Source organism: Agromyces sp. NSFZ (assembly GCF_056156205.1).
In genome coordinates this window covers 661,347-674,889 of the sequence record NZ_CM149585.1, presented here as the reverse complement: position 1 = coordinate 674,889, position 13,543 = coordinate 661,347, and the positions used below count along the sequence as shown (strand labels likewise).

Genomic DNA, 13,543 nt, shown 5'->3' with positions numbered 1-13,543 from the left:
AGGGCCCGGCGACGGCGCCGCGCATGGTTCCGCCAGCGCCGCCGCGACATCCGCACGAGCTTCGCATCGTGGCGGATGCGAGCGACCGGGTCGCCTGGCTCCGGGCCCGATCGCGGGGGGTCACGGCGACGGATGCCGCGAAGCTCGCGTCACGTGCGTCGGTGCGCACCGCCGCATGGGAGAAGCTGCACGGCACGCGTGGTTTCGGTGGCAGCCGGTTCACCGATCACGGCCGCACCCGCGAACCGGTGATCGCCGACTGGGTGCGCCGCACGCACGGCATCGACCCGTCGAGCCTGCTGTTCCACGCGGCATCCGACCGACGTCACCTCGCGACGCCCGACGGCTTGCACGTGACCGCGCGCGGTGCGGTCGAGCTCTGCGAGATCAAGACGACGTCGCGTGCGTGGCGCGGCATCCCCCGCACCTACCTGCGTCAGGTGTGGTGGCAGCAGTACGTGCTCGGCGCCGAGCGAACCCTCTTCGTGTGGGAGCACCACGAGGACTTCGTTCCGGTCGACGCCGAGCCGCGCGCCCGCTGGATCGATCGCGACGACGACCAGATCGCGATCCTCGTGCGCCTCGCCGACGACTTGCTCGCCGCCCTTCGGCCGCAGGCCGAGGCCGCGTCCGAGGCGCGCGCGTTCTACCGGCCCGGAGTGCTCGCGTGACGACCGTGCTCCTGCACGGACTCGGCGCCGATCGACGCCAGCCGCTCGGGCTCTTCGAGTCGGTGGTGCAGGAGGTCTGCGGCGCCGACGAGGTCGTCGTCGCCCCCGACGTGCGGGCGCACGGCGGCTACCTGGCGGTCGGCGAGCCCGCCGATTTCGCCATCGACCGCCTCGCGGCCGAGGTCTGCGAAGAGGTGCCCGCGGCCGTGGTCGAGGCAGGGCGCGGCCCGCGCGTGGCATCCGACCCGGTCACCATCATCGGCATCTCGATGGGTGCGGCGATCGCCCTGCGCATCGCCATGCTGGGCCTGCTGCCCGTCGCGCGGGCGGTCTTCGTGCGGCCGGCGTTCGACGACCGGTCGCTCCCCGAGCACCTGCGGCCCTTCCCCGTGATCGGGCAGATCCTCGCCGACGCCGGGCCCGCGGGGGCCGCCGAGTTCCAGGAGCGAGCGATCTACCAGCGAATCGCGGCGGAGTCGCCGGCGGGTGGCCGGGCACTGCTCGCCCAGTTCCAGGCACCGGATGCCGCCCGCCGGGCCATGCGCCTCGTCGAGGTCCCGCGCAACCGCGCGTTCGAGGGCGAGCGCGATCTCGCCGAACTCGGGGCCCGGGGCATCCGCTCGTTCGTCGTCGGCGCGGTGCGCGACCCGGTGCACCCGGTGGCCGTCGCGGAGCAGTGGGCCGGCGCCCTGGGCACGTCCATGGAACTCGTTCCCGGGCGCGACGACGGGCCGGCCGCGCAGACGACCGTGCTGCAGGAGCGGGTGGCGCGCTGGCTGGGTCGCGACTGAGCGCGGTCGCCGGGGCCGTCAGACGGAGCTTCGAGCTGCGATCGACGGAAACGGGATCGGGCAGTCCTCCTCGAGCGCGCAGACGGCGAGGTCGTCGCATCCGGCCTCGATCGCTCGCTCGAGCGTCGCCTCGATCTGCTGCAGGGCGGCGATCTTCTCGCGCACCTGCACGAGTTTGGCGCGGGCGCTGTCGGCGAGCCGGGGCCGCCGGCGATGCGCGTGGGACCCGATATCCATCAGTTCGCTGATCTCGTCGAGCGAGAAGCCGAGCGCCTGGGCGGCCTTGACCACCTGGAGCACGAGCACCGTGTCGTCGTCGTAGAGCCGGTGCCCACCGAGACTGCGGTCGGGCTCGGCGAGGATGCCGCGGCGCTCGTAGTACCGGAGCGTCTGGAGGTTGACGCCGGCGCGCTCGGCCACCTCCCCGGCCCGGAGCGTCACGCGTCTGCTCCCGACTCGCGTGCGCGCAGGGCCGAGGCGACGAGCGCCTCGAGCACCGCCGCGTGCGCCGGAGGGACGGTGATCGTCATCACGGCGCCCGCCTCGGCCTCGGCCCCGCCTTCGGCCTCGACCTCGCCTTCGGCCTCGGCCCCGCCTTCGACCTCGACCTCGCCTTCGGCCTCGACCTCGCCGATGTCGAAGGTGAAGAAGGAGCAGCACGACGTCTCGCGTGCCGCGAGGTCGCGGGCGATGTCAGCGCTCCGTGCCGTGAGCGCGAACTCCGCGCTCGTCGCCGAGGTTCGGGTGACGCCGCGCAGTTCCGACGCGAAGAGGTGTGCGAACTCCTGCTCGCGCAGCGGCCGCTCGACCGTCGGGAGCTTGCACGACGACGGGGCCCAGGTCAGCGTTTCCGTGTTCATGGATCCACGGTAAACCCGTACCTGGGTACCGATTGCAACTCGACCCACCGACGTGCCGCAAGCCGGCGTGCGGGCTTCGGCTCGCCGGGAGTGACGATGGCCGATCAGCCAGCGATCACCGACGCGGCCTCGACGGCACGAGTGGTCGTCCGCGCGGCCTCGAGGATGAGGTCGGCCACCGCCCCGGGCTGCGACACCGTGACGGCGTGGGACGCGTCCACCTCGACGAGGTGGGCGTTCGCCCGCTCCGACATGAAGCGCGTCAGCTCGGCTGGGATGGCGAGGTCCTGCGCCGCGAGCAGCACCCACGACGGGATCGACGTCCAGGCCGCGCGCGTCGCGGGCGCCTCGAACGCGGCGAGCGCGAACGGACGCTGGGTGACCGCCATCTGCTGCGCCACGACCTCGTCGACGTCTCCCGCGAACAGGGCGTGGAATCGCTCCTGGTCGATGTACAGCTCGATCGCCGTCCCGCCGTCGGGCGCGGGGTACGGAACCGGCTGCGCGGCACTGCCGAGCTCGGCACCCGGGAACTTGACGACGAGATCGGCGAGGCTCTCGCCCGGCTCCGCGAGGAAGCTCGCGACGTAGACGAGCGCGGTCACGTTCGGGTTGCCGTCAGCGGCGTGGCTCATGACGGCTCCGCCGTACGAGTGCCCGGCGACGACGATGGGACCCTCGATGCGGTCGAGGATGCTGCGCAGGTACTCGGCGTCGGCCTCGAGTCCGCGGAGCGGGTTCGCGACCGCGATCACCGGGTGACCGGCCTGCCGCAACGCGCTGATCGAGCCGTTCCAGCTCGAGGAGTCCGCGTACGCGCCGTGCACGAGGACGATGGTCTGCTTGGCGGGGCTGGTGTTCATGGTGCTCATTCCTTTCGTGGTGGTTGCACCCGTTTCGTGGTGGTTGCACCCGCATCGGGTGCGATCGGTGATGCTGACTTCTGTAACGCATTCGGCGTGTAATATATTGCATTCAGTAGACGTCGGCAAGGAAGTGTGGGCAGTATGTGGTGTGCCCATTCCCACGCACCGCCCACCGGTCGACCGAACGCTCCTGCGAGACGACGTCTACCGCCGTCTCCGCGACGCGATCGTCGACGGCACCTTCGCGCCGGATGAGCAGCTCAAGGACGGCGACCTCGCGACGTGGCTCGGCGTGAGCCGAACCCCCGTGCGCGAGGCGCTCCTCCGCCTCGCACAAGGCGGGCTCGTCATCGCGCGTCCCGGCCGGTCGACCGTGGTCAGCTCGCTCGATGTGCGAGCGACCCGCGACGCACGCGACGTCGTGGCCGCCATGCACGAGCTGGCCGTTCGGGGCGCGGTCGAACAGTTCACGGCCGCCGACCTCGAGTCGATGCGCGACGCGGCGCGCCGGTTCGCCGACGCACTCGACGCCGGCGACATCGACGCCGCCCTTCGTGCCGACGACGAGCTGCACGACATCCCGGTGGCGGTCGCCGGCAACCGGGCGATCGCCACGGTCCTCGAGCAGTTCATGCCCGTGCTGCGACGCATCGAACGGGTGCGCTTCGCGTCGACCGACGGCCGACGCTCGCCCGATCGTCACGACGAGCTCATCCGGTTGTGCGCCGCCGGCGACGCTGCCGGAGCCGCGGCCGTCGCGTTCGAGACCTGGCACAGCCTGCCCGTCTCGGCGGACTGACCGGCACACCCGCCCCGCGCGGCCCTACCCGGTGCGAGCCTCGAGCAGGGCGCTGCCGAGTTCGCTGCGCAGGTACAGCACGCTCCGTCCGTACCGCGTGCTCACGAGGAGCCCGGCGTCCCGAAGCACCCGCAGGTGCTGGTTGACGGCCGAGGCGGTGACCCCCAGCCGCACGCCCAGTTCGGTCGACGACGCCGGGTCGCCGAGGGCGGCGAGCAGTCGTGCCCGCGTCTCGCCGAGCACGGCGGCGACGGCAGCCGGGTTCGCGATGCGCTCGGCCTCCCACAGGGCGCCTTGGCCCCGCGCCGAGTACATGATCGTCGGCGGGCCCTCCCCCACGGGCACCGAGGCGCGCCTCGTGAACAGGGTGGGCACGAGGGTCAGCCCGTTGCCGTCGATCGGGTAGGTGCGATCGCGCGGGTCCGCCAGCCGCACGGACACGACGCCGTGCTCGTACGAGATGCGCGACGAGAGCCCGTTGAGCATGGTGGCGACGCCCCCCTGCGCGACCTGGCGGCCGCGGTAGACGACGTCGGCCTCCAGCACCGCGCGCATGCGCGGCCAGTACGGTTCGAAGCACGTCTCCCAGAGCTGCCGCAGCGCGCGCACGATGCGACGCAGTGCGGCGCTCGTCGACCCCGCGAACACGTCGGGCACGTGCCCGTGCACGGCGATGAGGTCGGCACGGAACAGCTCCGGAGGGGTCGCGAGCAGTGCCGTGAACTCGTCGTCGAGCCTCGTGAGCGGCGACGACGGCCGGGGATTGAGGAAGTCGGGTGTCCACATGCGCTCGTCGATGAGGGCCGAGAGCGTGCCGAAGTCGAGCTGCGCCCGCGCCTGCTCGGTGCGACGCAGCCAGCCGAGCTGGAGCGGGAATCGTTCGGGCCGCTGGATGGCGCGCAATGAGAGTGCGAGCTCGCTCAGCGGGGAGATGCCGAAGCGCACGGCGCCGACGTCGTCCTCGGTGAGCAGGTACCGCAACATGTAGCACTACGCTACATCGATTTCGACCCGTCATCCGACTCTGGGAGAACGGATCCGTGACCCACTCCCCCGCACCCGACACCGACGCCCTCCCCGTCATCGAGCCGGGACTCGACGACGCCGGCGCCGCCTCAGATCAGGCGGCCATCGAAGCGGATGCCCCGGCCGCGCGCGTCGGCCTCATCCGCCGGCTCGCGGCATCCGTCGCCGACCCCGTGCTGCGCATCCTCGTCATCGCGACGCTCATCAGCCGGGTCGGCCGCGGCGTGTTCCTCACGGTCACCGTGCTCTACTTCACGCTCATCGTCGGCCTCGCCGCCCACGAGGTCGCGATCGTGCTCGCCGCGGCGAGCGCCGCGGGCGTGCTCTCGTCGCTCGCGGGCGGGTGGCTCGCCGACCGGATGAGCGCGCGGCGCCTGCTCATCGTGCTCTCCACGCTCGACGGCATCGGCCTCATCTGCTACGTCTTCGCGAACGACTTCGTGACCGCGCTCGTCATCGCCGTGCTCGTCGGCGCCGTCGAGCAGGCATCGAACACGATCCGCCTGGCGATCCTCGCGCGGGCGTTCGACGGCGAAGGTCGTGTGCATGCCCGCGCCGTGCTGCGGACCGTGACGAACGTGGCGATCGCCGTGGGCTCGGGCATCGGCGCACTGGCACTCGTCGCGGGCACCGCCGACGCGTACCGGTGGATCATCGCCGGCGCCGGCGTCATGTACCTCCTCGGCGTCACCCAGCTCGTGCGCCTGCCCGCCTCGGTCGACGCGCCGGGGCGGCCGTTGAGCGCGCCCGTCACGACGAGGACGGGATCGACGGATGTCGCGGCCTCCGCCCGCTCGGAGCGACTCGCGCAGCGCGCGCATTCCCCGTGGCGCGACCCGCGCTACCTCGCGCTCACGGGGCTCAGCGCGGTCTTCGGCATGCAGTTCGGGGTCGGCGAGGTCGGCGTACCGCTGTGGATCGCGAACGAGACGACCGCACCCGAGGTGCTCGTCGCCGTCGTGCTCATCCTCAACACCGTCATCGTGGTGCTCTTCCAGGTGCCGCTCTCGAAGGGAACGCACGACCTGCGCAAGGCCGGTCGCGTCTCGGCGATGGCCGCCTGGCTCATGGCGGCCGCGTGCCTCGTGTACGCGTCGGCGGCCGGCCTCGGCGCCGGCTTCGCGATCGCCGTGATCATCGTGGCCGCGCTGGCGCACGCCTTCGCCGAGGTGCTCTCGCAGGCGGGCGGGTGGGGGCTCAGCTTCGAGCTCGCCGACCCGGTGCGAGCCGGCACGTATCAGGGCGTCTTCGCGATGGGGTACTCGGTCGGCGCGCTCGCGGCGCCCCTCGTGGTGACGTCGACGGCGCTCTCGCTGGGACTCGCGGGGTGGGCGATCCTCGCCGGCACCTTCCTCGCGTCGGGACTCGGCACCTGGGCGATCGCGGTGGCGGCGGCTCGGGCGGCGGCGCGAGGGGCGGTGCCGGCTCCCGCTCGCTGACTCGTCTCCCGGTCACGTCCACTAGGGTCGCCGCATGGCCGATGCCCCGACGATCGTGTGGTTCCGCGACGACCTCAGGGTCGCCGACCACCCGGCGCTCGCCGCCGCCGCCGACCGCGGCGCTCCGGTCGTGTGCGTGTACGTGCTCGACGAGGAGTCACCGGGCATCCGGCCCCTCGGCGGGGCCGCGAGGTGGTGGCTGCACGGGAGCCTCGCCGCACTCGCGGCGGCGCTCGACAGGCTCGGCGGGTCGCTCGTGCTGCGTCGGGGAGCGGCCGCCCGGGTCATCCGTTCGCTCATCGAGGAGACCGGAGCGACCGCCGTGTTCTGGAACCGGCGCTACGGCGGGCCCGAGCGCGAGCTCGACGCGGCGTTGAAGGCCCACCTGTCGGGCCGCGGTGTCGAGGCCCGCAGCTTCGCGGCGAACCTGCTGTTCGAGCCGTGGACGATCCGCACCGGCCAGGGCACGCCGTTCTCGGTCTTCACGCCGTTCTGGCGAGCCTGCACGGCGGCACCCGAGCCGCGACATCCGCTGCTCGCTCCCTCCTCGCTGGACGGCGCGGATGCCACGAGCGACGTGCTCGACGACTGGCACCTGCTGCCCACCCGCCCCGACTGGGCGGCGGGCCTGCGCGCATCGTGGACGCCGGGGGCCGACGCGGCCCACACCCGGCTGGCCGAGTTCGTCGCCGACGACCTCGCCGACTACGACGAGGGCCGCGACCGCCCGGCGCTCGCCGCGACACCGAGGCTCTCACCCCATCTGCGCTGGGGCGAGTTGAGTCCCTACGAGGTGTGGCACGCCGTCCGCGAGCGGCGGGCTGGCGGCGCCGGCGCCGCTCGCTTCCTCACCGAGCTCGGCTGGCGGGAGTTCGCGTGGCACGTGTTGTTCCACTCGCCCGACCTCGCGACGCGCAACTGGCGGCCGGAGTTCGATGCCTTCCCGTGGCCGCCCCTCGACGACGAGGCGCTCCGGGCATGGCAGCAGGGACGCACGGGTGTGCCCCTCGTCGACGCCGGCATGCGCGAGCTCTGGTCGTCAGGCGCGATGCACAACCGCGTGCGCATGGTCGTCGCCTCGTTCCTCACCAAGAACCTGCTCATCGACTGGCGGCTGGGCGAGGAGTGGTTCTGGGACACCCTCGTCGACGCCGACGGCGCCGCGAACGCGTTCAACTGGCAGTGGGTCGCGGGGTCTGGAGCGGATGCCGCGCCGTACTTCCGCATCTTCAACCCCGAGTTGCAGGCGGCGAAGTTCGATCCGCGCGGCGAGTACGTGCGACGCTGGGTGCCCGAGGCCGGGACCGACGCGTACCCCGGGCCGATCGTCGACCTTCGCGAGACTCGCGCCGCGGCGCTCGCGGCGTACGAGCGGGTGAAGGCAGCGCGCTGACGGCCGTCCTCGAAGACGGCGTCGAGCCACCGTTCCTCCCGGCCGGGCGGTGCCGAAGTGCCGAAGTGCCGAAGTGCCGGGTGCCGAAGCCCCCGAGTGCCGAAGTACCGAGGTGCCGAAGTGCCGAAGTCCCCGAGTGCCGAAGTCCCGAAGTCCCGAAGTCCCGAAGTCCCGAAGTCCCGAAGTCCCGAAGTCCCGAAGTACCGAAGTACCGAAGTGCCGGAGTGCCGCAGTGCCGGAGTGCCATGGCTTCAGAGGCGAAACGGTCGTCGCCAGCGCACACGACGTCCTCGTTGCGATGCCACGCCCGGCCGGCGCCCACTCGGCCCACCCAGCACGATCCCGTTCGTGTCGAGGGTGAGGTGCCTGCCATCCCGCTGACCGGCAGCCTCCATGTCGGCGGGGCTGCATAGTCTCGAATCGTGGCCACCCTCGACGACCTGCGCCGCACTGCCGTCGCACTGCCCGGCAGTACGGAGCGCGCAACGACAGGGGGCGCGGCATGGTTCGTTCGCGGCAAACTGTTCGCGTGGGAGTGCCATCCGTGGCCGAGCATCCCCGCCGACATACGCGAGACGATCGCGGCCGAGCTCGTTGTCGGCGTCAAGGTCGCCGACCGCCTCGACGCACTCGCCCTGATCGAGATGGCGCCCGAGGTCTTCCTGCGCACCACGACCACCTGGAGCGAGCCGAAGGTCGCGTTCCGCATGGCCGGCATCGACGAGGACCATCTCGCCGAGCTCGTGACGGACGCGTGGCGCGTACAGGCTCCGAAGTACCTGCGGCGCGAGCTCGACGGCGTGGACTCGTAGCGGAGCTCTCCGGCCGGTGTGGGAGGCTGCTGGCATGCCTTCCCCGCAGTCGCTGAGTGAATCGCAGCGCCGCACGGTCGCCGCGTGGGCAGCCGACTGTGCTGAGCGAGTCTTGGTCGTGTTCGAGACGGAGGCCCCGGCAGATGGTCGACCGCGCGATGCCATCGCTCGAGCTCGGGCATTCGCGCGTGGTGAACTCGACGCCGCCGGCGAGATCCGCCGACGGTTCGTCGCCGGTCGGGCCGCGCACGTCGTGAGCTCTCCTGCAGCCGTGGCTGCTGCCCGGGCGGCTGCACAAGCCGCCGGCGTCGCCCACATGGGCGCGCACGCCCTCGGCGCAGCCGCCTACGCCGCAAACGCCGCCGGGCTCGCCGCTCCCGAGCGGCCCGAGACCATGCGCGACGAGATGTCGTGGCAGCTCGAGCGCATGACCGACGAGACGAGGTCCGCGCTTCGACATCTGCCGCTGGTCGGCGAGGACTCCGCGGGCCCCCTCGGCTCAGGACTTCTCGCGTCGGGCGTCCTCGGGTCGATCATCCGGGAGATCCAGGCCGCCCTGCGCGGCACCTCGCCGGAGAAGGGCTCGGGGTCGTCGCCGTGAGCCCACCGCCAGCGGCTTCTCGAACCAGAGGTCGGCGTAGAACTCGTCGTTGAACGGTTCGACCTCGACGTAGCCGGCCTTCCGGTACATGGCGATCGCCTCGGTGAGGCTGGCGTTCGTCTCGAGCACCGCGGCCGTCGCACCGTGTTCCTGTGCCGCCTGCTCGAGCGCCCCGAGGATGCGCCGCCCGACGCCCATGCCGCGCACCGATTCGTCCACCCACATGCGCTTGAGGTACGCGCGCCCGTCCCCCTGGAACAGCACCGCACCGCAGCCGATCGCCCGGCCGTGAAGGCGCGCGAGCACGAACCGTCCCGTCGGCTCGGTGAACTCGTGGGTGCCGGGGTGGAGGCTCTGCCCCGGATCGAACCCGGTCGGGAAGCGCCGAGCGAGCTCCTCGTAGTAGGCGGCGATGCACCGACGGGCGTCGTCGGACGCGGCATCCGCAGGCGCCACCTCGACGAGTCCCGCGTCGAGGAGGCGCATGACGGTGTCCATGGCGTCCACGAGCCGCCGCCGTTGCCCGTCGCTGAGCGGGGCGAGCAGCGAGGCCGCGAGCTCGTCGCTGCGCCTGTCGAGCGCCGCCCGCTCGACTCGGCCGGCGTCGGTCGGACGCACGCTCCGCACGCGCGAGTCGACGGGCGACCCCTCCACCGTCACGAGGCCCTCGCGTTCGAGTGACCGCAGCAACCGGGAGAGATAGCCCGAATCGAGTTCGAGCCGCTCCCGGATGTCTCTCACATCGACGCCGTCGCCATCGACTTCCCACAGCACCCTGGAGGCGCCGAGTGAGCGGGCACTGCCGAGGTAGTGGTCCTGCAGGGCACCGATGCGGGTGGTGACCGCGCGGTTGAAGGCACGAACGGTCGCGATCTCGGGTGTCTCGCTCGACTCCGACATATAGCTGACTTTAGTCAGAGAATATGTCGGCGGCAACCCCCGGCTCGCACAGTAGCCGGGCCGGTGGCAGGATCTCACCATGGGGGCAGACAGGGCTGGCAGGGTCGACACCATCGAGATCACGGCACGTTCCACCGACGGGCGGTCCTTCAGCGTCGCGGATGGCTCGGGCTCTCCCGTCGTCGCGGGCTCGCTCGTCGTGGTGACGGATGACGACGTGCGGCAACTCGCGCTCGTCGAATCGCGGTCGGAGACCCAGCCGCCGGTGCTGCGCGGCCGCCTCCTCGGCGAGCTCGTCGACGGACGCCTCGACACCCGCAGCAGCCACGCGTTCGAACGCGCGACTCTGGAGCCCGTCGACCTCGGCACCCTCGACCTGCTGCACCAGACCACGGGCGCGCAGCTCGAGGTCGGCACCGCGCTCACCGCGCCCGGCGGGCCGGCCAGGCTGCTCGCCCATCGGTTCAACCGGCACACCTTCTGGTGCGGGCAGAGCGGGTCGGGCAAGACGTACGCGCTCGGCGTGGTGCTCGAGCAGCTCATCGCGCACACCGCCCTGCCGATCGTGATCTTCGATCCGAACTCCGACTTCGTGCGTATCGGCGAGCTGAATCCCGGCGCGACCGGGCCGACCGCCGACGCGTTGGCGCAGCGCGACATCCGGGTGCTGCGTCCCAACGTCGAGGGCGCCGAGCCGCTGCGAGCACGGTTCACGAGCATGCCGATCGCGTCGAAGGCCGCAGTGCTGCAACTCGACCCCGTCGCCGACCGCGAGGAGTTCAACTCGCTCCTCCACATTCGCGACGTGCTCGAGGCCAACGACATCGAACGGATCCTGCCGGCGCTCCGAAGTTCCGAGGACCCCGCGCACCGGCGCCTCGCACTTCGGCTCGAGAACCTCGGCGTGCTGGGCTGGGAAGTCTGGGCGGGCGCGCGCACGGCGGCGACCGAGGTGATCCACGAGCGGCCGGATGCCACGGTCCTCGACCTCGGGGGCTTCTCGACGCCCGAGCAGCAGCTCGTCATCGCGCTGTCGGTGCTCGACGAGCTCTGGGAGCGCCGCGAGGAACGCCGCCCCGTGCTTCTCGTGATCGACGAGGCGCACAACCTCGCCTCGCCGGGCCTCGACTCCGCGCTCGCCATCGCGGTGCGCGAGCGGCTGATCCAGATCGCCGCCGAGGGTCGCAAGTTCGGACTGTGGCTGCTGCTCTCGACCCAGCGCCCGTCGAAGGTGCATCCGGGCATCATCAGCCAGTGCGACAACCTCGCGCTCATGAAGATGTCCTCGCCGATCGACCTCGTCGAGCTCGGCACCTACTTCGGCTACGCGCCGGCCGAGCTCGTCGCGCGGTCACCGTGGTTCCGGCAGGGCGAGGCGCTGTTCGCCGGCGGCTTCGTGCCGGCGCCGACGCTCCTGAAGATGGCCGCGCGGGTCACGCCAGAGGGCGGCACCGACGTGAACGTGCCGCTGCGCTGACCCGGGCCACGGCCGGGGGCCGGCCTCCGGCCTGTGCAGGAGAAATGGGCGCCATCCCCCTGAGAAGGAGGGGAGAGCGCCCATTCTCCTGCACGAGTTGGGGCCGAGTTCCTAGAGGAACCGGGTGTACGCCGGGATCGTGAGGAACGTCGGGAACTCCGGCTCGAGCGCGACCGACCGGAACACCGAGATCGCGTCGTCGAAGCGGTCGCCGTCGAAGCGCGGCAGCTCGGCCACGGCCGCCGCCATGAGACGCACGATCGACGTCTGGTCGATGCGAGTGCCCTCGGCGGTCACGGTGTTGTCGTGCAGCCACTGCCAGACCTGCGAGCGCGAGATCTCGGCGGTCGCGGCATCTTCCATGAGGTTGTCGATCGCCGCAGCGCCGACGCCTCGCAGCCACGACTCGATGTAGCGGATCGCGATCGAGATGTTGTCCTGCACGCCCGCCTCGGTGATCCGGCCACCGGCCGACGGGATGTCGAGCAGGTCGGCCGCCGTCACCTCGACGTCGTCTCGCAGCCGGTCGATCTGGTTCGGCCGGTCGCCGAGCACCGCGTCGAACTCGGCGCGCGCCGTCGGGATGAGGTCGGGATGCGCCACCCACGTGCCGTCGAAGCCGTCGCCCGCCTCGCGGCGCTTGTCGGCCGAGACCGCGGCGAGCGCGCGCTCGGTGACCTCGGGGTCGCGGCGGTTCGGGATGAACGCGCTCATGCCGCCGATGGCGTGCGCGCCGCGCTTGTGGCACGTCTGCACGAGCAGCTCGGTGTAGGCCCGCATGAACGGCACCGTCATCGTGATCTGCTTGCGGTCGGGCAGCACCCAGCGGCGGCCGCGCGAGCGGAACGTCTTCACGATCGAGAAGATGTAGTCCCAGCGTCCGGCGTTGAGGCCCGCGCAGTGATCGCGCAGCTCGTAGAGGATCTCATCCATCTGGAACGCGGCCTGGATCGTCTCGATGAGCACGGTCGCGCGCACGGTGCCCTGCGGGATGCCGAGCGCCTCCTGCGCGAACACGAAGATGTCGTTCCAGAGCTTCGCCTCGCGGTGCGACTCGAGCTTCGGCAGGTAGAAGTACGGTCCACGACCTGCGTCGATCAGCTTCTGCGCATTGTGGAAGAAGTAGAGCCCGAAGTCGACGAGCGAGCCCGAGGCGTGCATGGCGCGGCCGGCACGGTCGTGGAACCGCAGGTGCTTCTCCACGAGGTGCCACCCGCGCGGACGCATCACGATGGTCGGCGTCTCGGTCGCGGTGACGCGGTACTCCTTGCCCTCGGGGCTCGTGTACTCGAGGTCGCCGCGCAGGAAGTCGAAGAGCGAGAGCTGCCCCTCGATGACGTTCTGCCAGGTGGGGCTGGTCGCGTCCTCCTGGTCGGCGAGCCAGACCTTCGCGCCGGAGTTCAGCGCGTTGATCGCCATCTTCCGGTCGGTCGGGCCGGTGATCTCGACACGACGGTCCTCGAGACCGGGGGCGCCGCCGGCGACGCGCCACGAGGCGTCGTTCCGGATCCACTCCGTCTCCGGCAGGAACTTCGGGTCGCGCCCGTTGGCCGCGTCGACGCGGTTCTGCAGGCGGATGGCGAGCAGTTCGTGCCGGGTGTGCGCGAAGCGGTCGTGCAGCTCGGCGAGGAACCGCAGCGCGTCGGGCGTGAGGATCTCGTCGTACCGCTCGCCGAGCGGTGCGGTGACCTCGATTCGCGGCTCCACAGTCTGGAAGCTACCAGTCGCGGGCGCAGGCGGTCGCGCGGTTCGGTCGGTGGAAGCGGATGCCGCGGCATCCGTTCGCTCGAGCATCATGCTGGGCGTGGTGTTCATGGTGGTCTCCTTCGGACTCGGTCCCTGAGCCCGTCGAAGGGATGCGGCGAGGCGCCGCTTCGACGGGCTCAGCGACCTTCGACGGGCTCAGCG

Annotated in this window: 14 protein-coding genes; 8 read left to right on the top strand and 6 right to left on the bottom strand. The window is 71.6% G+C overall.

Going from position 1 to position 13,543, the window contains the following annotated elements; genetic code table 11:
- Window positions 1-23: 23 nt before the first annotated feature.
- The gene (locus tag ACVFI9_RS03245; protein ID WP_474766357.1) at window positions 24-671 is read left to right on the top strand and encodes a YqaJ viral recombinase family protein; all 648 of its coding nucleotides are present in this window, start codon (window positions 24-26) and stop codon (window positions 669-671) included.
- Window positions 668-1,462 carry an alpha/beta fold hydrolase gene (locus ACVFI9_RS03240; protein ID WP_474764608.1) on the top strand — a complete coding sequence of 265 codons (795 nt, stop codon included), beginning with the start codon at window positions 668-670 and terminating at the stop codon, window positions 1,460-1,462. The genes ACVFI9_RS03245 and ACVFI9_RS03240 overlap by 4 nt, the downstream gene beginning before the upstream one ends.
- Window positions 1,463-1,480: 18 nt before the next feature.
- On the opposite strand, the gene ACVFI9_RS03235 is transcribed toward ACVFI9_RS03240, so the two are convergent.
- The 3 genes from ACVFI9_RS03235 to ACVFI9_RS03225 all read right to left on the bottom strand — a co-directional run bounded on the left by ACVFI9_RS03235 (window position 1,481) and on the right by ACVFI9_RS03225 (window position 3,185).
- The gene (locus ACVFI9_RS03235) at window positions 1,481-1,903 is read right to left on the bottom strand and encodes a MerR family transcriptional regulator (protein ID WP_474764607.1); all 423 of its coding nucleotides are present in this window, start codon (window positions 1,901-1,903) and stop codon (window positions 1,481-1,483) included.
- Window positions 1,900-2,322, bottom strand: a complete 423-nt coding sequence (locus ACVFI9_RS03230) for a hypothetical protein (protein WP_474764606.1) — start codon at window positions 2,320-2,322, stop codon at window positions 1,900-1,902. Before ACVFI9_RS03230 ends, ACVFI9_RS03235 begins: the two co-directional genes overlap by 4 nt.
- A gap of 104 nt (window positions 2,323-2,426) precedes the next feature.
- Window positions 2,427-3,185: an alpha/beta fold hydrolase gene (locus ACVFI9_RS03225; protein ID WP_474764605.1), complete on the bottom strand. Its 759-nt coding sequence runs from the start codon at window positions 3,183-3,185 to the stop codon at window positions 2,427-2,429.
- A gap of 151 nt (window positions 3,186-3,336) precedes the next feature.
- Here ACVFI9_RS03225 and ACVFI9_RS03220 point away from each other — a divergent pair, with 151 nt between their 5' ends.
- A complete protein-coding gene (locus ACVFI9_RS03220; protein ID WP_474764604.1) occupies window positions 3,337-3,987 on the top strand; it encodes a GntR family transcriptional regulator in 651 nt (216 codons plus the stop codon).
- 24 nt (window positions 3,988-4,011) lie between these two features.
- On the opposite strand, the gene ACVFI9_RS03215 is transcribed toward ACVFI9_RS03220, so the two are convergent.
- On the bottom strand, window positions 4,012-4,971 hold the full coding sequence (locus ACVFI9_RS03215; protein ID WP_474764603.1) for an ArsR/SmtB family transcription factor: 960 nt from the start codon (window positions 4,969-4,971) through the stop codon (window positions 4,012-4,014).
- 56 nt (window positions 4,972-5,027) lie between these two features.
- Here ACVFI9_RS03215 and ACVFI9_RS03210 point away from each other — a divergent pair, with 56 nt between their 5' ends.
- The 4 genes from ACVFI9_RS03210 to ACVFI9_RS03195 all read left to right on the top strand — a co-directional run bounded on the left by ACVFI9_RS03210 (window position 5,028) and on the right by ACVFI9_RS03195 (window position 9,258).
- Window positions 5,028-6,452: an MFS transporter gene (locus tag ACVFI9_RS03210; RefSeq protein WP_474764602.1), complete on the top strand. Its 1,425-nt coding sequence runs from the start codon at window positions 5,028-5,030 to the stop codon at window positions 6,450-6,452.
- Window positions 6,453-6,486: 34 nt separating this feature from the next.
- Window positions 6,487-7,845, top strand: a complete 1,359-nt coding sequence (locus tag ACVFI9_RS03205) for a cryptochrome/photolyase family protein (protein ID WP_474764601.1) — start codon at window positions 6,487-6,489, stop codon at window positions 7,843-7,845.
- A gap of 422 nt (window positions 7,846-8,267) precedes the next feature.
- Window positions 8,268-8,657: an MmcQ/YjbR family DNA-binding protein gene (locus ACVFI9_RS03200; RefSeq protein ID WP_474764600.1), complete on the top strand. Its 390-nt coding sequence runs from the start codon at window positions 8,268-8,270 to the stop codon at window positions 8,655-8,657.
- 34 nt (window positions 8,658-8,691) lie between these two features.
- Window positions 8,692-9,258 carry a putative immunity protein gene (locus ACVFI9_RS03195; protein ID WP_474764599.1) on the top strand — a complete coding sequence of 189 codons (567 nt, stop codon included), beginning with the start codon at window positions 8,692-8,694 and terminating at the stop codon, window positions 9,256-9,258.
- Here ACVFI9_RS03195 and ACVFI9_RS03190 read toward each other — a convergent pair.
- Window positions 9,157-10,158, bottom strand: a complete 1,002-nt coding sequence (locus tag ACVFI9_RS03190; RefSeq protein WP_474764598.1) for a bifunctional helix-turn-helix transcriptional regulator/GNAT family N-acetyltransferase — start codon at window positions 10,156-10,158, stop codon at window positions 9,157-9,159. The genes ACVFI9_RS03195 and ACVFI9_RS03190 overlap by 102 nt on opposite strands.
- A 79-nt stretch (window positions 10,159-10,237) precedes the next feature.
- Here ACVFI9_RS03190 and ACVFI9_RS03185 point away from each other — a divergent pair, with 79 nt between their 5' ends.
- A complete protein-coding gene (locus tag ACVFI9_RS03185) occupies window positions 10,238-11,635 on the top strand; it encodes an ATP-binding protein (protein WP_474764597.1) in 1,398 nt (465 codons plus the stop codon).
- A 111-nt stretch (window positions 11,636-11,746) separates the two neighbouring features.
- On the opposite strand, the gene aceB is transcribed toward ACVFI9_RS03185, so the two are convergent.
- A complete protein-coding gene (aceB, locus tag ACVFI9_RS03180; RefSeq protein WP_474764596.1) occupies window positions 11,747-13,450 on the bottom strand; it encodes a malate synthase A in 1,704 nt (567 codons plus the stop codon).
- Window positions 13,451-13,543: the final 93 nt, after the last annotated feature.